Raw genomic sequence first — 19,829 nt, 5'->3', positions numbered from 1 at the left:
TAATAACTTAACAAATTTTAGGATTTCTTTTTTAGGGCAAAAGGCAACATTTTATCAAAAATGAGGTAAATATGCCCAGAATACTATATTACAACTCTTTAAAACTATGAAAAAAACCTTACTTAAGGCTTCTGTACTCAGCGCGATGCTGCTGTCTATGGTGGCTCCATCAGAAACAAAGGCCCAATCGGCAGACAGGCCTTGGGGACTCTCCATCTACGCCAACGCAATACAAGCTCGCACAAACATTCGGAACGATATCTGGGACATGAGTAATTCTACCTGGGGGGGTGGATTAGGCATCAACAGATTCTTGTCTCCGTCTTTTGATGTGGCGTTGCAGTTGAACTACTTCAACATGAAGCAGGAATCAGGCACAGTTACTTACAACAGAACTGGTTTTGGTCCGGGCAGATTTGACAACGAAGTAGGAACTGCCAACCTGGGCTTGAAGTTGAAACTGAACAACGGCAAGATCCTGAGCGAAACTGCTTTTCTACAGCCATACCTGATTGGTGGTCTTGGAGCGCATTACGCCAGCGTGGAAGCATATCTTCCAGTAGCCAGACCAGGTGGAACCAACGAGTTCAAATATGACGAAGGTCAACTTCGCATGAACTACTTTGGTGGTGCCGGTATCGGGTTCAAAATCACCGAAGGAATCAGCCTGTTCGCGCAGACTACCTTAAACTACCCTACTACCAACATGTTGGACGGTATCTCTCCTCAGGATTCTGATGAGTTAAACGACCGCTACCTGCAGCACCAGTTTGGTTTGACCTTTGGTTTAGGAAAAGCAACTGATACTGATGGTGATGGTGTTTCTGACCGTCGTGACAAATGCCCAGACACTCCAGCTGGCGTACAAGTAGACAAAACTGGTTGCCCACTTGACGGTGATGGTGACGGTGTTCCAGATTACCAAGACAAATGCCCTACTGAAGCCGGTACTGCCGCTTTAGAAGGTTGCCCAGATAAAGACGGTGACGGTGTTCGTGACTCAGAAGATGAGTGCCCAGACCAAGCTGGTCCGGTTGCAACCAGAGGTTGTCCAGATGCAGACGGTGACGGTGTTGCTGACAAAAACGACACTTGCCCTAACACACCAGCCGGTACTCGTGTAGATGCCAGCGGATGTCCAGTAGTTGTTGACCGTGATTCTGACGGTGTAAACGATGATGTTGACCGTTGCCCAGATGTTGCCGGTTCTGCCGCTAACATGGGTTGCCCTGGCTTAGATGTGGAAGACAGCACGTATATGGCCCGCGTTCCTAAAATTGAGTTTGAGTTCAACAGAGCTGTTCTGAAGAGAACTTCTTACCCTACTCTAGACAGAATGTCTACTATGTTGTCTAAATATCCGCACTACAACTTGCGTATCTCTGGACACGCTGACCACATTGGTTCTAACGAGTACAACCAGGAGCTTTCAGTTCGTAGAGCTGACGCTGCCAAGTCATACTTGACCAACACCAAAGGAGTAGCTTCTGACCGTATCATCACCGAAGGTTTCGGGGAAGAAAGACCAGTAGCACCAAATACCACGAACGCAGGACGAGCCAGAAACCGTCGTGCTGAGTTCCGCCTCTTCATCCAGTAACGGATAAAAGAGCAAGAATAGAAAAAGCCCGGTCAATTGACCGGGCTTTTTTATTTTAGAGTCGTTTTAGAGAAACCATGGAAAAAGAAGAGAAACTGGAAGTCTGGCTAAGAGGTCCCCTCCCTGGCGTTCCGCCGCTGCTGCAACCTGTTGCCCATGCTTTGTTGCAGGCCCGCGAAGAAGTGGAACACTACCTAATAACATTTCCTGAAGACCTCCTTTGGGAAAAGCCGGCAGGGTTAGCATCGGTGGGATTTCACCTTCAGCACCTCACAGGTGTTTTGGACCGTTTGTTTACTTATGCCCGAGGGGAGCAATTGTCTCCGGAGGCTCTCTCCTATCTTAAGAGTGAAGGCGCTCCTCCAGCCGGTGGCACAACGGTACATACGTTAGTTAAATCATTTGCATTTCAGGTGGACAAAGCCTTGGAGCAAATAAAATTTACAGATGAACAAACCCTTTTAGAGACCAGAGGCGTGGGCCGGTCCCAAATACCTTCTACTGTACTAGGTCTTCTCTTCCATGCTGCTGAACACACGCAACGGCACGTAGGTCAGCTATTGGTTACCTCCAAAGTTCTGCTGGCCGGGAAGGTTCATCAGAACGTGACCAATCCTATTCATTGAAACCAAAACACCTCTAAAACAGAAAATGCCTGACATAGCTCAGGCATTTTCTGTTTTAGAGGTGTTTTCTGAAAAAGAAGCTGAAAACCCTTGATTAGTTATAATGCGGAAGCGTGTTGTACACTTCGCCGTACTCCAGCATCTGCTGCGTAAAGTTGTCTGGGTACACCAACAACACATCTACAATCTTCCCGTCTTTCACCACCGGTGTTAGCTTTGGCTGAATGAACCCGTTGTAAGGTGCTATGTTAAGCTTGCTGTACCGCTGCAGTACTTCTTTATGCAAGGCTTGATCTACTTTCACGCCGTACGTCTCTACCAGCTTCTCAGCGGCTTTAAAATCACCTTCTGAGGTGATGCGTTGAGTTTCGCGTAACAGTTGCCCAAAGAGCTCCCGAAGCTTGGCATAGTCATTCACCTTAAAGTAGGTTTTGCCCTCTCGGGTTATCCGCTCTATGACATTGTCTTTTTTCCCTTTCTCATAAGCCCAGGCAGCCACCATCTGCCGGTTGCGCATGTGGTCTTCCTCAATTTTTTCGCCGGGAGCCAGACGAGCCAACTGGGTCATTAGGCCGTTCCGGATGTAAGCATCATATTCAGCTTTCCCAGCTTCCAGAGAAGGCATTACGCCTATTTGCACCAACTTAGGGTCCATGACATAGTACAACGCCACAAGATCGGCCCGGCCTTCTTCCATGGTGCTGGCGTAGTTCTTCAGGGTTTGCTTGGGCGTGTCCACTCCCGGGTTGATCTGCCCCGAGGCGTGCCCGATCACCTCGTGCATGTCTGTGTGGAGGTCGCTGGCCAGGGAGCCGTATTTCTTTGCCCGGTCTATCTCTTCCTGGTTGAAGGCAAACTCAGACAAAGCACTTCCGCCCGTATTGGCTGACTCATTGTAGGCGTGCACAATGTTGCCCAGGTTCACCGACTTAGAGCCGTGCTCTTTCCGGATCCAGTTGGCATTGGGCAAGTTAATCCCGATGGGTGTAGCCGGGGCTGCATCGCCACCTTCCACTACCGTGGTGATCACTTTGGCCGTGATGCCCACCACGTTCTTTTTCTTGTGCTGCAGCAGCAACGGCGAATTGTCCTCAAACCACTGTGCCTGGTCCCCAATGGCTTTTATCCGTTTGGTGGCTTCCTCATCCCGGAAAGACACTACCGATTCATAAGAACCCTTTAGCCCCAAGGGGTCATCATAGACCTCTATAAAGCCGTTCACCACGTCAATCTGTGAGTCTACATCCTGCACCCAGGCAATGTTGTACTCATCAAACGTTTTCAGGTCACCGGTTCGGTAAAAGTCCACCAGCTTCTGCAGGGCAAGGCGTTGCTTGTCGTTCTCGGCCACGGTTACTGCTTTCTCCAGCCAGAAAATGATGCGCTGAATGGCGGGACCGTACATGCCGTCTGCTTTCCAGACTTTCTCCACCACCTGTCCGTTTTCCTTTACCACTTTGGAGTTCAACCCGTTGGAGACGGGACGAGGATCATTCTTCACGTCCTTCTTGGCGTAAAAGGCCTCCACCTCTTTCTGGGTTACTCCTTCATAGAAGTTCACCGCTGAGGTTTTAATTAAGTCTTCACCGGCTGCCTTGTTCACCTGTTTGGCGTCTAGTTTAGGATCAAACAAGATGGGCGTAATCCATTTGATGAAAGTCTCTACACTTTCGCCTTTTACCAGCGGAAGTTTATTTGCTGGCACTTTCTTGATGGAGGCTGCCAAAAATTCCTGGCTAAACTCCGGAAGCATCTTGTTTGCCGAGTAGTGGTGGTGAATACCATTCGCGAACCATACCCGTTTGGTGTACTCCATGAACTTCTCCCAGTCTGGTGAGGTAGACGGGTCGCGCTTGTTCTGCACAATAGCGTCTAAGGTGCGACGGATACGCAGGTTATGCTTGTAGTTCTGGTCATAGATGATGTCCCGTCCCGACAAGGCTGCCTCATACAGGTAGTACAGCAACTCCTTCTGTTTAGCCGTTAGTTTTTCAAAACCGGGTACCTGGTACCTTAAGATGCGCAGGTCTGCGAACTGCTCAGTGACAAACTTGAACTTTGGATCTTCGGTGATTACCTGCGGTGGCGAAACCTGGGTTACGTTTATGTTCTCCTGATTTTTTACTGCGGCCGCTTCGCCGGGCATCATGGTGCTATTTGCAGTGCCAGAAGTTGATGACGTGGTTTTTTTCGTACAGCTGCCCACTAGCAACGAGGCCAGCAAAAGCGTTGATACGGCAATGGGTGTTTTCTTCATATGTACCTTGAAAGTGTATTCTATTTAAAAGTAAACATTTGAATAATGGCAGGCAAAAACCAGTCCGTTTGCCCTATTTTCTGGAGTGGAGTTCCTTTTGAAGGACTTTTTCATATAACGGCACTTAAACGGTAGCTACATTCACCTTTAGTTAAATGACTTTGGTTATGCGGCTGAAAAGAAATATCGGCAGAAAGGAATACCTTTAAGAAGTAAAAGGATATAGGCAGAAGACTTCTGCTACTTAGATTCATGGCGCTTCGTACTTCTTCTTTACTTCAGAGCCGACTTCTACCTATTTCTGTTATCCTGTTTCTTTTTCTGATGTATGCTTTTTTGCCTACTCAGAACTCCACCACAGATGCCTATGACTATGCCGCCAGTGTACGGTGGCGCGTAGACCTGTGGAAGCCCCACCATTTGCTTTACAACATCACAGCGCTAGCATTCTATTCTCTGCTTCAAAGTTTGGGAGTCTACATCATGCCCTTGCCTCTGCTAAAGCTTCTGAACAGTTTTTTTGCTGGGACAAGCCTGTTCGTTCTTTGGCGCATGATAGCTCTACTGCAGAAAGACGTGAAAGTGCAGGCCGCCTTGCTGCTAGTGGCCGGTGCCTCTTTTGGCACAATGCGCTACGCCACCGAAAACGAGACGTACCTTATTCCCCTGTTCTTTTCCTCTTTAGGCAGCCTGTATGCCCTGCGGTACCTTCAGTTAGGGAAAGGTACTTTTATCTTTTGGAGTGGCTGGTGGGCTTCTATTGCCTGCTTGTACCACCAGGTACATTTCTTCTGGTGGTTGGGGCTATTCTTCTTTTTCCTTCTGGCGGATAAATGCAAATTGGCTTCTGCTTTCAGGTTCCTTCTGCCGGCTCTGGTGGTACCACTTGTTTATGGCTTAGTGATGTTCTACCAAGACATTCGGTTAACAGAGGCACACAGGTTTGTTTTCAGTGCTTTTTACAAAGGCGGAGTAGAAACTACGATTACCTACAAAAACTTTCTGCTGACAGGTATCTCCTTCTTCCGGACCTTTTTTGAAGTTCATGGCCGTATTCCATTTCTATTGACCCATCATCCATTTTACATAATAAATGGGTTAGTTACAGCAGGTTTCGTCCTGTACTTGTTGAAAGAACTACTACAGCGAAGAAGAACGAACATTCTCCACCACTCCACTTTCTACCGAACACATGCTGTAATTTTAGCCTTACAGGTGCTGTTTGCCTGGTATGCCGTGGGCAATGCGGAGTTTATGGTGATGGTACCTTTTCTGGTAGTTCTGTTAGCAAGTTGCCTCAACATTAAGAAGTCCAGAAATCTGTTCCTCTTCGGGATTGCCTTATTTATTTGGAACACCAGTTTCGGTGTGATACCAAATCACCTGTACACTTTTTCTAATCACGCCTGTGTCTCAAACTATATTCAGCAACACCCTGGTTCAGTTCTGATCCTCCATGATAAGAATGCGTTTGACACTTACTTCTTCTACCATTTTGGCAGATACCCAGAAAACACCCATGAAACGGAAGCTCCAGCAAGGGTACTAACAAAGGTTATAGCAGAAGGCCACTTACGTAATCAAGCAATAATTACAGATTACACCAAAGAAGCAGCGGTGCTAAACAGGCAATGGTTTCTGAGTAAGAAGAAAGCCGATGCATTTTTCAAAAACTACGAGTTAAGCCCCTTTTACTCCTGCCCTACTTTTTACAGGGGAAGCAGCCTGCATAAAGTTTCCGTTCACTTTGGAAAATAGGCATAAGACTGAAGGTGAGAAGCTCTCCTTCCTGAAAAACCTCCAACTCCTGCTTATTGGCCCGGTGTGGCTTTTCAGCTTTATTTACCAAAAACTAGGACTCGGGTACTAAAAAGGGAAAGGCCCTGCTTTACGCCCATATTTTAGAAATAAGGCGCAAAGCAGGGCCTTTCCTTTCTTGCTACCTACCCCTCTGAACGAAGCACCTCTAGTGGCGACTGGCTTACCACTGCCCGGCTATTAAAAAGGCCTATGAGAACTGTTAAGCCTGAAATCATCAGGAACAGCAATAAGACAGGCCATAACTGTGGTGTGAAGACTGTTTCAAAACTATACTTTGCCAATGCCCAGCTTCCTGCCAAAGACAACACGATTCCTGTACCGGCTGCCAAAGCACCCAAGAAGAAATACTCCAGCGCAGTTATCGCGAAGATCTGATTTCGGTTAGCTCCCAGGGTGCGAAGCAAAACGCTTTCCTGCATGCGCTGGTACTTGCTGATGAGCACCGAAGAGATGAGTACCACTAGCCCGGTAATGATACTAAAGGCTGCCATGAACCGAATCACAAAGCCAATCTTGTCCAGCAGTTCGTCCATAACACTTAGAATTAGCTCCAGGTCAATGATTGAGACATTAGGGAACTGCCGCACCACCGCCTGCTGGAATTTAGCCGAGGCCTCTGCTGTGGGCACCTTCGTCATAAGCACATGAAACTGGGGAGCAGCTTCCAACACGCCTACCGGGAACACCACTCTAAAATTTGTTTGAATACGGTTCCAGTCTACCTCGCGCAAGCTGCCCACCACTGTTGGAATCAAAGCTCCTTGTACGTTGAACACTATCTTGTCTCCAACTTCCACTTTAATCCACTCGGCATAACGATCATCAAGTGAGATATAAACAGTATCTGTTTGAGAAGCTACTTTTCCACGCCAGGTACCGTCAATGACTTTTTCAGAGTCGGTAATGGTGCTTCTGAAGGTAGACCGAATCTCGCGCTGAAAAGCCCGTGGGGAAATACCGGAGGTGCTGTCTTCTTTCACCTGTTCGGCGGTTAAGCCATTGATTTCCTCAATGCGCATGGTCACAATGGGCACCTCATCTATGACCGGCAACCCTTGCTGTCGGGTAAGGTTCGCCACAGCTACCCGCTGCCCTCCCTGTATGTCAAACAACACCATGTTGGGCTGGTTCTCACTAGCCGAAAGGGTCACCTGGTTGAGCAAAATGCCCTGCACAAAGTAAAGCGTACTGATGAAAGCCGTACCCAAACCGATGGAGACAATCAAAATCAAGGTTTGGTTGTTGGGCCGGAACAAATTGGCTAATCCCTGCCGCCAGACATAGCTCAGCGACTCTGGAAAAAACCGGCGAACGGTCCACATGAGTACCCAGGCAATACCTGCCAACACCAGGAAACCTACCAAAACGCCTAAGGTAAAATAGCCAGCCTCTTTCCATTTCTCCGTTTGTAAATAGGTAAACCCGAAGATGAACAGCAGAATAAGCCCGTACACCAGCCATTTTAAAGGATCTCTGAACAAACTGGTGCTCTCTAAAGAGATACGCAGGGTGTTCAGCGGAGACACGTTCCGGATGCTTACCAAGGGCAACAGGGAGAACAGCAACGAAATGATCAAGCCTAATCCTATGCCTTGCAGAATGGCCAGCCAGGAGATGCCTACCGTGATTTCTATTGGCAATAGGTCTTGGAGCACCTGAGGCAACACCTGCTGCACCACCGTCCCTAATATAGCTCCTATGATGGAGCCCAGTAACCCTATGCCTAAGATTTGAATGACATAGATCAGGAAAGCTTGCGTGGCACTTACCCCCAAACACCGGAGAATGGCAATGGAACGTAGTTTCTCCCGTATGTACACGTGAATGGCGCTGGCCACGCCAATGCTGCCCAATAACAAAGCAATGAAGCCTACCAACGCCAGAAAACTGGTGAGATCCCTGAAAGAACGACCCATTTCATCCCGTTGCGTTTCTATGGTTTCGGTGTTCAAAGCCTCCTTTTCCAACCTGGGCTCCAGTTTCTCTACCAGCTTTTTGGTGTCTACCGGGGTATCATATTTGTAGTAGTAAAGATAGTTGATGCGGCTGCCTTTCTGCTCTAATCCGGTTTGGGGAAGGTACCGCAATGGAATGTATACGGCTGGGGCCACCGTGGCCGAAATGCCCGTCTGCCCAGGGGCCTTGTTCAGGATACCCGCAATCTGGAAAGTCACCTCTCCTACTTTAATAGAATCTCCCACCCGGGCATCAAACTGAAGCATCAGCGTTTTGTCCACTATGGCTTGCTGCCCGTTCCGGAAGGTTTGAGCGGCACTAGCGGGGGAAGTCTCTAAGGCACCATAGTACGGGAACTGCCCTTCCAGCGCACGGATCTGGACCAGCCTTGTTCCCTGGTTTTTCGGGAACAGGATCATAGAGGCAAAGCTTCGCTCTTTGGACCGACGATTACCCAAGGAATCCAGAAGCGGAAGCATGGAGGGGTTCACAGGCCGGTTGCTGGTGATGACCAGATCAGCCCCAATCATTTCCTTGGCCTGGTCGTCAATGTCTTCCCTCAGGTTATAGCCAAAAGAGAAGATGGCCACCAACGCGGCTATACCCAGAATGATGGAGGAAATGAAAAGGAATAACCGCGAGCGGTTCCGGCGGCTATCTCGCCAAGCCATCTGCACCAACCACGGAAAATTGAGTTTATTCATGTAGATAAAATACTTATAGTTAAGGTGAGACAGAACAGACCTCAACTTTTACTTCAGGTGAGTATTTCAAAAAACAGCCTCTTAGCTCACCTGCCTTATTATGATTTTTAGACCCGACTACTGTTTAACCTGAGTTCAATCAAACCACTCGCTCAGGATTTAAACAGCTACACCGGTTCTTTCATCTGAGACTAACTTGCCGCCCTTTACCCGTAGTATTCGCTGGGTTTTGGCAGCGAGTTCGGCATCATGGGTTACTAGCACCAGGGTAGTTCCTGCCTCACGGTTTAGGTCGAAGATAAGTTTCACCACCTTTTCACTGGTCTCGGCATCCAGGTTACCAGTGGGTTCATCGGTGAAGAGAATCTTGGGTTTGTTGGAGAAAGCACGGGCTAATGACACCCGCTGCTGCTCACCACCTGATAGTTGAGTTGGATAATGGTGTGCCCGCTCGGCTAAGCCCACCTTGTCCAACAGCTCTAAGGCTTGGGGCTTGATGTTTTTTTCTCCTCTCAGTTCTAAGGGTACCATCACGTTTTCCAACGCGGTGAGCGTAGGCAGCAGTTGGAAGTTTTGAAAGATAAAGCCCACGTATTGGTTTCTTACCTGCGCCCGGGCATCTTCGCTGAGGGTGTCCAACCTGATACCGTTTAATTCTACTATCCCAGAACTGGAGCGGTCCAGTCCGGCACAAAGCCCCAAAAGAGTAGTTTTTCCGCTCCCGGAGGGTCCAATGATGGAAATAGTAGAGCCTTCCTCCACTGAAAAATTTATGTTGTCCAGCACCGTTAACGTATGGTCAGTGCTCTGGTAAGTTTTGGTTAAATCCTGAATATGCAGAATGGGGTTCACAAGCAAAGGGTATATAAGAAAAGTAAGGGTTTTGTTGCCGTATAAGGAGATGGCAAATTACAGAACTGGTTTTAAATTATAATGTTTAAACCTCAAACGCTATAACAGAGTTAGAAGTACTTTATTTGCAAGAGAACAAGAAATCAGAATACCATGTATAAGCTTTCAATCTTTTACCTGTTGTTCTTTGCCTGGTTAAGCACTGGTTGTTCCGGAAACGGGGACAGTCCAGCTGAAACTAAAAATGGCGCAAAAGAAGAAACAGGAACCAAGGCCCCTGCACCTATGAAAAACATCCTCTTTTTTGGCAACAGCCTTACCGCCGGCTACGGCTTAAATCCGTCAGAGTCATTTCCTGCTTTGATTCAGAAAAAAATAGATTCTCTGGGCCTCAACTACAAGGCCATCAACGCAGGCTTAAGCGGAGAAACATCGGCGGGCGGAAAGAACCGGATTGACTGGTTGCTACGCCAACCCGTGGATGTGTTTGTGCTGGAACTTGGGGCCAATGACGGACTAAGAGGAATTCCGCCTACTGAAACGAAGAAGAACTTAGAGGCTATTATTGATAAAGTAAAAGCCAAGTACCCCGAAGCTAAACTGGTGATGGCAGGCATGGAAGTACCACCCAATATGGGCGGTAAATACGCGAGTGAATTCCGGGTTATTTTCCGGCAGTTAGCCAATGAGAACAACATGGCCTTAGTCCCTTTCCTGCTGGAAGGCGTGGGCGGAGTACGCTCCCTTAACCTACCCGATGGGGTTCACCCCACTGCCGAAGGGCAGAAAATACTGGCGAACAACGTATGGAAGGTACTGAAGGAAGTTTTGTAACTATTTACCAGAGTAAAAGAAAGCCTCCTGTTTAGCGGCTGATTTTGATAAATCAAGCGCTAAACAGGAGGCTTTTCAATAGAATACAACTTCACAAGAGTAGCTCCTTTCTACTTTCCTTTTTAGGATTACTATTTGAAAAAAATAAGGTCATAGAGGAAATTATCAGCCAACTAACAAGCTCCACTGAGCTGGAATCTCCACCACTGGAACTCCCTCTTTCTCCAACTGCTCCACAAGTTGGGTTAAGTCAGAAAGAGCTTCTAACACAAAGTAGGTGCTTGGTCTTTCCCCTTCTTTAAAGGGCTGGCCCAAGATTTCCTCCAGCATAATAGGCTTCCATGCATCTTCCCTAGCAAAAGCCAGATTGGCTTCACTAGTAGAAGATACCAAGTGGAAACCAAACAAGGTCACTTTGCCTTCAGGATCACGCAAGAGTCCATTGCCAAGTACGTGCTGCACCAAGCGCCATAGTAACTCAGTAGCAGCCGGATCTTTGGCCTGCACAGACAATTGTCCAACCCGCTGCATGAAGTCTGCAACTTCTGGTACCAGCAACCAGGGCAACTGCCCAAACACATCCTGAAACAAGTCCTGATTTCCTTGCAAACACAAGTTTGCGTCTGGGTGCACCCGTAAAGAGGTGACCGCCGGAAACTTCTGCTTTGCCCACCGGGCCAACACCTGCCGCGGACGAAGCGGTTCTTCTACTGCCACTACCTCCCATTCATTAAGCCGCTTCAGTAAGAAGTTGACTTTCTGGAAATCTGGAATAAAATAAGCCTTCAGTTCCAGCGCGTTAATACCTGCCCAGAAGGGCGCAGATACCGTGGCCGAAAGTGCTTCTGCCCGCTTGGTGTACAAAATGTTCCAGGTCTGTTGCTGCTGGATGGTGTACTGGTGGTACTGTTGCTGATACATGGCATTTTTACATAAAAAAAGCCTGGCTCCGTATTTCGGAGCCAGGCTTTATATTGGGTTAATTAAATTTGAATCTGTTTATTTTGATTCACCCAAAATCGTCCTTGCTCCGAGACGCTGTGCGTACGGTTTGCGATTGACAATCATTAGAATTAGGGCGAATGTTTTCATAACTGAGACTAATATAGAATTTCTTTAATTGAAATGCAAGAAGATTTTATAGTTTTTATTTGTTGAGGCAGAACATCTACTTACGTTTACATGCTAAAGAGGAGCCCTGGTCTAAGATAAAAAGCAACTTAGGCCAGCTCTTTCCGCAATTCAAAAGTTTTTCTCATTTTCCGGATCAAGCGTTCAGACTCAGAGAAACTAAGGGTCTGAGCACCGTCTGAGGCCGCTTCTTCAGGTTTCTCATGGGTTTCATAGATAATGCCATCAGCCCCGGCCATGATCGCGGCCAAAGCCATTGGTTCTACGTATTCCCTGATCCCGATTCCGTGCGAAGGGTCTACAATCACGGGTAAGTGCGTCTTCTCTTTTAGAATAGGAATGGCATTCAAATCAAGGGTGTTTCGGCTGGCCGTTTCATAGGTTCTAATGCCGCGTTCGCAGAGCATCAGTTTTTCGTTGCCGCCAGAGAAGATGTACTCCGCAGAGTATAAAAGTTCATCAATGGTGCCAGAGATGCCGCGTTTCAACAGAACCGGTTTGTCTACTTTGCCCAGTTCATCTAATAAGTTAAAGTTTTGGGTGTTTCTGGCTCCTACCTGGAACACATCGGTGTAAGGCTCCATTTCTGCAATCTGTGACACTTGCATCACTTCGGTCACAATCTTAATGCCTTGAGCACGGCACATTTCATAAAATAACTTCAGTCCTTCAATGCCTAAGCCCCGGAAAGAATACGGTGATGAACGTGGTTTGAAAACTCCGCCGCGCATAAAGCGCACATTTTGGCTGACCAAATGGTTGATGGTTTTCTCTATCTGGTCTTCATTCTCAATAGAGCAAGGTCCGGCCATGATGGTGAACTCCCCTTCTTTTACCTGCAATCCATCTCCGAAATCAATCACTGTAGGGTTTACTTTCCATTTTCTGGAAACTAACCTATAATCGTCTGACACAATATGGATGTCTTTGATGCCTGGCAAATTGCCGATGATCCGCACGTCAAACTCGGCTTTACCGGTGCCCACCAGGTAATGCCCCGCCTGAGTTACCACCTCTGTTGTTTTGTATTTCAGTTCCCCGGCCTTGCTTATGATGGCGGCCTTCTCTACCGGGGTTATATTAGTATGTAGTTGAATCAGCATCTCTTGTGTTTTGAAAAATGAATCAAGGTAGATGAGAGATTTAGATGATGTTTGTTCTAGACCTCCGCTTACTCACTAGATTTGGAAATCTACCCTTTAATAGACTGCAAAAAGGACCTTACGTTTTCCCGAACCTCAGATGGTTTCTGCAGGGCTTTTATAAAGGCACTGCCAATAATGGCTCCATGGGCCGATTGGCAAGCCAGTTCAAAGGAAGGCTTGTCGCTGATCCCGAACCCAATCAATAATGGATTCTTCAAGCCTAGCTTCTGCACTTTAGAGAAATACGCCTGCTGCGAATCACTGGCCTGTACCTGGCTACCAGTAGTGCTGGCACTGGACACCATATAGATAAACGAATTGGTCAAAGCGTCAATTTGCCGGATGCGGGCTTCAGAAGTTTGCGGGGTGATGAGGAAAATCAAGCTGAGGCCGTACTTCTCAAGTACTGGTTTGTACTCTTCTTCATACTCGGCAAACGGTAGGTCCGGTAAAATTAAGCCGTCTACCCCTACTCTGGCGGCCTCTTCGCAGAACCGCTCAAAGCCGTACTGCATGACTGGGTTCAGGTATCCCATCAAAATCAACGGCAATGAAACCCGCTCCCGCACCTGAACTAGCTGGTTCAATAACTTCTTGATAGACATCCCGTTTTCTAGCGCCACTTGGTTGCTGGCTTGAATAGTAGGACCATCGGCTAAGGGGTCTGAGAAGGGCATGCCAATCTCCACTAAATCGGCTCCGGCAGCTTCCAGTTCCTCCAGAATAGTGACGGTGTCTTCCAATTTAGGGTAACCGGCGGTGAAATAGATATTGAGTAGATTTCCGCTTTTCTCCTGAAATAGGCGCGTGAGTCTATTTTGAGGCATCTTGTTCTTCAAAGTATGTGAGAATGGTATTAAGGTCTTTGTCGCCGCGGCCGGATAGGTTAAGCACCACCACATCGTTTGGACCAGCATTGATTTCTTTCAGGGCGGCCAACGCGTGTGAGCTTTCAATAGCCGGGATGATTCCTTCCAAGCGGCTAAGTTCGCGTAGGGCTTCCATGGCATCTGCATCGGTGATGGCAATAAACTGAGCGCGGCCAGTTTGAGCAAGGTGCGCGTGCTGCGGTCCCACACCTGGGTAATCCAAACCAGCAGAGATAGAATACGGTTCGGTAATCTGACCGTCTTCGGTTTGCATCAGCAGTGTTTTGCTGCCGTGAATAATACCTGTCTTACCCAAAATAGAAGTAGCCGCTGAATGACCCGAATCTACTCCCAAGCCAGCTGCCTCCACAGCAATCAACCTCACCGAAGGCTCATCCAGGAAATGGAAGAATGCACCGGCGGCGTTAGAGCCACCGCCTACGCAGGCCACCACGTAATCGGGCAACTCACGTCCTTCCTTCTCCAGCATCTGTTTTCTGATCTCTTCTGAGATAACGGATTGAAAACGGGCGACCATGTCTGGGTACGGGTGCGGACCTACTACAGAACCAATGATGTAGTGAGTATCTTCCGGATGGTTGATCCAGTCCCGGATAGCTTCGTTGGTGGCGTCTTTCAAGGTTTGGGAACCGGAAGTCACAGGTACCACGGTTGCCCCTAATAGCCGCATCTTTTCCACGTTAGGGCGCTGGCGCTCCGTGTCAATCTTGCCCATGTACACAATACACTCTAACCCAGCCAGGGCGCAAACAGTAGCGGTAGCCACGCCGTGCTGACCGGCACCGGTCTCCGCGATGATGCGTTTCTTGCCTAGCCGTTTGGCTAATAAGATTTGCCCCACGGTGTTGTTGATTTTATGGGCGCCCGTATGGTTCAGGTCCTCGCGCTTGAGGTAGATTTTAGTGTTGTACTTTTCTGAAAGCCGCTTGGCGTGGTACAAAGGCGTAGGCCTTCCTACGTAGTCACGCAGCAGGTCCTGCAACTCTTCCTGAAAGGCTGGTTCCTGAATAATGCTCAGGTACTTTTCCCGAAGCTCTTCCACGTTAGGGTACAGCATTTCAGGGATAAAAGCCCCACCAAATTGGCCATAGTAGCCGCGTTCATTTACTCCGTATTCCATGTATGTAAGCTATATAGTAGCGGAAGTTAAACTTTCATCAACTTTCCTTAACTTCTTTATAAACAGTGGCTAATTACGTAAGCCTTCCATAAATCCTTTTAACCGGTTCACGTCTTTCAGACCCGGCTGAATTTCAAACTTGCTGTTCAAATCAACTCCGTACAGGTGCGGTAACTGCAGGGCTTTTATTTCCTCCAGGTGCTCTAAATCTATACCGCCGCTTAAAAAGAAAGGAACATCCAACGTGTAGTTCTTCAGCAACTCCCAGTTGAAGCGTACCCCGTTGCCGCCAGGGTTGGCGCCGCTAGCATCAAATAGAAAGAAGTTGCAGCAGTTCTGGTAATAGCTTAACTCAGTAAAGTCGAAGTCTGTTCCCACCCTGAAGGCCTTCATGACAGTAAGACCAGAATCCTGCAACTCCAGGCAAACCTGGGGTGATTCCTGCCCGTGCAACTGCACCACCTCCAGCCCCATCTCGGTTACCTTCTGCAACATTACGTCTACCTCCTCGTCCACAAACACACCCACCTTTCGGGTGTCTTTTGGGAAAACAGAGGAGAAAACAGCCCATTGCGTAGTGATGAATCTTGGAGACTTCTCATAGAAAATAAAGCCTACAAAGTCTGGCTGAAGCATCAGGAGTTCCTCAATGTTCTCGCTGTACTTCATGCCGCACACCTTTATTTTCAAATTCCTGTATGGCATTCCTGGTTTTTTTATTTGTTTGTCTGTTGTGCTAATATGCTTTTGCCAGTGTCGAACTCAGGAGTTACCTGGCTGCAACGGGCGGTTTTCTGTTTTAAGCTTCTTTTTACAAAAGTAACTGAAAACAAAGGTAGTACCCTTTAGAGGAAGAATCTACGCTTTACTGTAATGGCAGCAGATTATCCCCTAATGACACCGGATTGCTTTGAACGGATTAGATGGAAAAGGTTGGCGCACCAGCCCTTAATTTCTTCAGTTCCTCCACAAATTCATGGCACGCTTTCTCTGGCCGGCTCTGGCGCATGAAGGCCTCTCCCATTAGGAAGCCTTCAAACCCGTGCTGCCGCAACTCCAGGATAGTGGCTGGCTCGCTTAACCCGCTTTCTGATACCTTCACAAACTCGTCTGGTATAAAACCAGCCAGGTCTATGGAAGTTTGTACACTTACAGAGAAATCATGTAGGTTACGATTGTTCACGCCTATCAAATCTACATGCGGAGTTACCGTACGCTCCAATTCCTCACGGTTGTGTACTTCCAGCAGAACTTCCAAACCCAGAGAATGGGCAAACTGTGCAAGATTGCTTACCTCTTCTTTAGACAGCACCGCAGCGATCAATAAAATAGCATCGGCGCCAATAGACTTTGCTTCCAAGATCTGGTACTCTTCTACCACGAAGTCTTTCCGGAGAATGGGGCAGAAATTGAATTTACGGGCAGTAGTCAGGTCTTCGTTCTTGCCACCAAAGAAGTTGGCATCTGTTAAGATAGACAGTGCTGAGGCACCTGCCTGCATGTACCCAATAGAGGTACGCTCTACCGGCGCGTAGGCATTGATGGTTCCTTTTGAGGGAGATTTACGCTTGTACTCGGCAATGATCCCGTTCAGATCGGGCCGCTGCACATACTTGCGGAGCGACACCGGTTGTGAAGAAAAATAGATGCTGCGTTCTAATAAAGCAGTGGGCACCAGACTTTTTCGGTCGGTTACTTCCTTCCGTTTGTGCGCAATGATGTTATCTAAAATGGTGGATGCCATACAAAGGTTAAGCTAATAAAGTATTTAAAGTTTTAAGCGCCAGACCAGTTTCAAGGGACTGACGGGCTTTTTGTAATGATTCTTGTAAGGTGAGGCGTTCATCTGAGCAGTAAATGCCCAGGCCTGCGTTGGCTATCACAGCATCTTTCTGGGCAGGAGTGCCACGGCCCTCCAGCACTTTCATGAAGATTTCTGCCGAAGCTTCAATGGTGCTTCCTCCGGCCAGGTCACTTTCCTGGTAAGTAGGCAGCCCCAGGTCGGATGGCTGCAAAATCTGTTCTCCCTCCGGGGTAACCATTTTAAACGGACCGGTTAAGGACACTTCATCATACCCATCCAGCGCGTGCAGCAACACAAAGCGCTTGCCGGTTTGCTGGTACAGGTACGTGTACAGGCGCAACAACTCCAGGCTGAACACGCCCACCATCTGGAAGTGCGGCTTGGCCGGATTGATCATGGGTCCCAGCATGTTGAAGAAGGTTTTTACGCCCAGCTCTTTCCTGATGGGCGCCACCTCTTTCATGGCCGGATGGAACAAAGGCGCGTGCAGAAAGCAAAGGTTGGCCTGTTCCAGTTTGGTACGCAGCGTGGTGCTGTCATTGGTAAAGGTATAGCCTAAATGCGCCATCACGTTAGAGGAACCGCAGATAGACGAAACCCCGGTGTTGCCGTGCTTGGCCACCTTGTACCCTGCCCCGGCCACTACAAAGGAAGCTAACGTAGAGATGTTGAACGTGTCTTTGCCATCGCCACCGGTGCCACACAGGTCAATCACCTGATCAGTACCAAGTTCTGGTAGCAGGCAAAGTTCCAGCATAGCTTCCCGGAAACCTTCCAGCTCGTGCACGGTAATGTTGCGCATGAGGTAAACGGTCATGAAGGCCGCCATCTGGCTGCTGTTGTACTGGCCCCGGCCAATGTTCAGGAGCACCTGTTTGGCAGTTTCCTTGGAGAGGGCTTTATGATCAATGAGTTGTTGCAGTACTTGTTTCATAGAACTAAAGAGGCGGCATAGGTAGTCCACTGGTCCACGCGCTTGGTGGGGTTCTGCAACCAGTTTAGCATCATCTCCTTGCCGTAATCTGTTAAGATGGACTCCGGGTGAAACTGCACGCCGCACACGTCATACTGGCTGTGCCGAATGGCCATTACCTCACCGGTCTCGTCCACTGCTGTGATTTTCAAATCAGTCGGCACAGACTCAGGCACAACTGTCCAGGAATGGTAACGGGCCACATTGAAGGAAGACGGCAGCTGCTTAAACATAGGCTCTTTGTTGTTGACCACCCGCATGGTAGCCGACACGCCATGAAAAACCTCCTTCAGGTTAGACAACTCCGCCCCGAACGCTTCGGCAATGGCCTGGTGTCCCAAACACACCCCCATGATGCGTTTGGTAGGTGCGTACCGCTTTAGAAGCGCGGGCATAATACCAGCCTCACTAGGTACACCCGGACCCGGAGAAAGTAAGATGATATCAAAATTTTCCACTTCTTCCAGGCTGATCTGGTCGTTGCGGTGTACCTCTAGTTGATCAGCGTACCCCAACTCCCGGAGCAACTGCACCAGGTTGTAGGTAAAGGAATCGTAGTTATCTAAGACAAGAATTTTCATGGCACTAAAGGGTTTGTCTGGTCTATTTAAGGTTCTCTCTTAAGCGTTTACCCCTACTTTTCTCAAAAACAGGTTTAATACACTTTTCCTTCTTTACGTTTTAAATAGTAGCGGCTTTTTCCAAAGCCTTGCGCAGGGCGGCTAATTTATGGTGCACTTCATTAAGTTCGCTGACCGTGTCTGACTTTGCCACCACGCCTGCCCCCGCCTGAAAATACAATTTATTTTTGACACTCAGGAACGAGCGGATCATAATGGCATGGTTGAAATCACCCCCGAAACCCAGGTACCCGATGCAGCCACCATAATACCCGCGGCCGGTAGGCTCCAATTCATCTATCAGGGTAAGGGCCCGGTGCTTAGGTGCCCCGGATAACGTACCTGCCGGAAATGTGTCAGCGACCATCTGAATGGAGCCGTGCGCCTGCGGCAATTGGGCCGTCACTTTAGACACCAGGTGAATCACATGCGAGTAGTACTGCACCTCTTTGAAAACCTCCACTTTTACCTGATCGCCATGGCGGCTGAGGTCGTTACGGGCCAGGTCCACCAGCATCACGTGCTCTGAGTTTTCCTTCGGGTCATCGTATAGCTTTTGCGCCAGCTCAGCATCTTTCTGGTCGTTGCCGGTACGTTTGAAAGTGCCCGCAATAGGGTAAATGGTAGCGGTGTCGCTTTTGATAGTCAGCTGGGCCTCTGGCGAAGAGCCGAAAATTTTAAAGTTGCCGTAGTCAAAGTAGAACAGGTACGGCGAAGGGTTGATGGAACGCAACGCGCGGTACACGTTGAACTCATCGCCTTGAAACGCCTGCGAAAACCGCCGCGACAACACGATCTGGAACACATTGCCCAGGTGGCAGTGGCGCTTGCCTTCTTCAATGACCCGCAGAAATTCCTCATCTGTTTGGTTTGTGGTTTCCTCACCGGAGGTGGAGAAATGAAAGGCCGGGAAGTTCTTGTTCCGGATGTGGGTTTCCAGTTCATCAAGGCCATCGTTTTGGGGCTCATTTCCAAAAGAGTGCTCAAAAATGTACAGTTCGTTTTTGAAGTGATCTATGGCAATGACAAACCGGAACGCCTGGTACAAAATCTCGGGCATGTCTTCGTGCGCCGTATCTTTCTCCCGTAGGTTCAGGGTCTCATAATACTGCACCGCCTCAAACGACATGTACCCAAACAACCCATTCTGGATAAACCCGAAGGGGCCCGGCTCAGATTTAAATGACTCGCAATACGTTTGGAGCATTTGCACGGCATCGCGCTTCTGCGTCAATTCCTGCTCCTCTACCGTTCCGTCCGGGTAGGTTTGGCGAAGCAAACTGTCTTTGAGCCTGAACTCGGCAATGGGTTCGCAGCAGATGTAAGTGAAGCTGTTTTCGTGGCCATGGTAGTCTGAGCTTTCCAGCAGGAGACAATTGCGGTATTTATCGCGGAGTTGCAGGTAAATGCCCACCGGCGTTACGGTGTCAGCTAAGAGTTGGCGGTATTGCGTTTGTAAGGTGTAGGTCTTCATAAAAACGAATAAAAAAAGGCTT

The 19,829-nt window shown here is 48.4% G+C and carries 16 protein-coding genes; 4 read left to right on the top strand and 12 right to left on the bottom strand.

Annotated features, from left to right (window positions below):
- The first annotated feature begins 106 nt into the window (after positions 1 to 106).
- Together DC20_RS17465 and DC20_RS17460 are read left to right on the top strand one after the other, a co-directional pair.
- Positions 107 to 1,600: an OmpA family protein gene (locus DC20_RS17465; RefSeq protein ID WP_062545007.1), complete on the top strand. Its 1,494-nt coding sequence runs from the start codon at positions 107 to 109 to the stop codon at positions 1,598 to 1,600.
- Positions 1,601 to 1,677: 77 nt separating this feature from the next.
- Entirely contained in the window at positions 1,678 to 2,226 is a 549-nt protein-coding gene (locus tag DC20_RS17460) for a DinB family protein (protein ID WP_062545006.1), read from the top strand.
- A 94-nt stretch (positions 2,227 to 2,320) separates the two neighbouring features.
- Here the strand turns inward: DC20_RS17460 and DC20_RS17455 are convergent, their stop codons facing one another.
- The gene (locus DC20_RS17455) at positions 2,321 to 4,483 is read right to left on the bottom strand and encodes a dipeptidyl peptidase 3 (RefSeq protein WP_245652241.1); all 2,163 of its coding nucleotides are present in this window, start codon (positions 4,481 to 4,483) and stop codon (positions 2,321 to 2,323) included.
- Between the two features lie 252 nt (positions 4,484 to 4,735).
- Between DC20_RS17455 and DC20_RS17450 the strand changes: the two genes are divergently transcribed.
- Positions 4,736 to 6,241, top strand: coding sequence for a hypothetical protein (locus DC20_RS17450; RefSeq protein WP_062545005.1), 1,506 nt, complete (start codon positions 4,736 to 4,738; stop codon positions 6,239 to 6,241).
- Between the two features lie 185 nt (positions 6,242 to 6,426).
- Here DC20_RS17450 and DC20_RS17445 read toward each other — a convergent pair whose 3' ends face one another.
- Complete coding sequence (locus DC20_RS17445) at positions 6,427 to 8,964, bottom strand: ABC transporter permease (protein ID WP_062545004.1); 2,538 nt, start codon at positions 8,962 to 8,964, stop codon at positions 6,427 to 6,429.
- A 159-nt stretch (positions 8,965 to 9,123) separates the two neighbouring features.
- Positions 9,124 to 9,816 (bottom strand): ABC transporter ATP-binding protein, encoded by a 693-nt coding sequence (locus tag DC20_RS17440; RefSeq protein ID WP_062546024.1) that lies wholly within the window; start codon positions 9,814 to 9,816, stop codon positions 9,124 to 9,126.
- Positions 9,817 to 10,101: 285 nt separating this feature from the next.
- Between DC20_RS17440 and DC20_RS17435 the strand changes: the two genes are divergently transcribed.
- On the top strand, positions 10,102 to 10,650 hold the full coding sequence (locus DC20_RS17435; RefSeq protein WP_316934511.1) for an arylesterase: 549 nt from the start codon (positions 10,102 to 10,104) through the stop codon (positions 10,648 to 10,650).
- A gap of 165 nt (positions 10,651 to 10,815) precedes the next feature.
- Here DC20_RS17435 and DC20_RS17430 read toward each other — a convergent pair whose 3' ends face one another.
- From DC20_RS17430 to DC20_RS17390, 9 genes are all read right to left on the bottom strand, one after another.
- The gene (locus tag DC20_RS17430) at positions 10,816 to 11,571 is read right to left on the bottom strand and encodes a hypothetical protein (protein WP_062545002.1); all 756 of its coding nucleotides are present in this window, start codon (positions 11,569 to 11,571) and stop codon (positions 10,816 to 10,818) included.
- A gap of 299 nt (positions 11,572 to 11,870) precedes the next feature.
- Positions 11,871 to 12,884, bottom strand: a complete 1,014-nt coding sequence (gene aroF, locus DC20_RS17425; protein ID WP_062545001.1) for a 3-deoxy-7-phosphoheptulonate synthase — start codon at positions 12,882 to 12,884, stop codon at positions 11,871 to 11,873.
- Positions 12,885 to 12,973: 89 nt separating this feature from the next.
- Positions 12,974 to 13,753, bottom strand: a complete 780-nt coding sequence (gene trpA / locus DC20_RS17420) for a tryptophan synthase subunit alpha (protein ID WP_062545000.1) — start codon at positions 13,751 to 13,753, stop codon at positions 12,974 to 12,976.
- Positions 13,740 to 14,936, bottom strand: coding sequence for a tryptophan synthase subunit beta (gene trpB, locus DC20_RS17415; RefSeq protein WP_062544999.1), 1,197 nt, complete (start codon positions 14,934 to 14,936; stop codon positions 13,740 to 13,742). The genes trpA and trpB overlap by 14 nt, the downstream gene beginning before the upstream one ends.
- Before the next feature lie 69 nt (positions 14,937 to 15,005).
- Positions 15,006 to 15,641, bottom strand: a complete 636-nt coding sequence (locus tag DC20_RS17410) for a phosphoribosylanthranilate isomerase (protein WP_245652240.1) — start codon at positions 15,639 to 15,641, stop codon at positions 15,006 to 15,008.
- 214 nt (positions 15,642 to 15,855) lie between these two features.
- Positions 15,856 to 16,680: an indole-3-glycerol phosphate synthase TrpC gene (gene trpC, locus DC20_RS17405; protein ID WP_062544998.1), complete on the bottom strand. Its 825-nt coding sequence runs from the start codon at positions 16,678 to 16,680 to the stop codon at positions 15,856 to 15,858.
- Between the two features lie 7 nt (positions 16,681 to 16,687).
- The gene (gene trpD, locus DC20_RS17400; RefSeq protein ID WP_062544997.1) at positions 16,688 to 17,674 is read right to left on the bottom strand and encodes an anthranilate phosphoribosyltransferase; all 987 of its coding nucleotides are present in this window, start codon (positions 17,672 to 17,674) and stop codon (positions 16,688 to 16,690) included.
- Entirely contained in the window at positions 17,671 to 18,294 is a 624-nt protein-coding gene (locus DC20_RS17395) for an anthranilate synthase component II (RefSeq protein WP_062544996.1), read from the bottom strand. The genes trpD and DC20_RS17395 overlap by 4 nt, the downstream gene beginning before the upstream one ends.
- 100 nt (positions 18,295 to 18,394) lie before the next feature.
- Positions 18,395 to 19,807: an anthranilate synthase component I family protein gene (locus DC20_RS17390; RefSeq protein ID WP_062544995.1), complete on the bottom strand. Its 1,413-nt coding sequence runs from the start codon at positions 19,805 to 19,807 to the stop codon at positions 18,395 to 18,397.
- Positions 19,808 to 19,829 lie beyond the last annotated feature (22 nt).

The organism is Rufibacter tibetensis (assembly GCF_001310085.1).
GTDB classification, from domain to species: domain Bacteria; phylum Bacteroidota; class Bacteroidia; order Cytophagales; family Hymenobacteraceae; genus Nibribacter; species Nibribacter tibetensis.
Note: the sequence above shows the minus strand (reverse complement) of the source record. Positions and strands in the feature narration are given on the sequence as shown.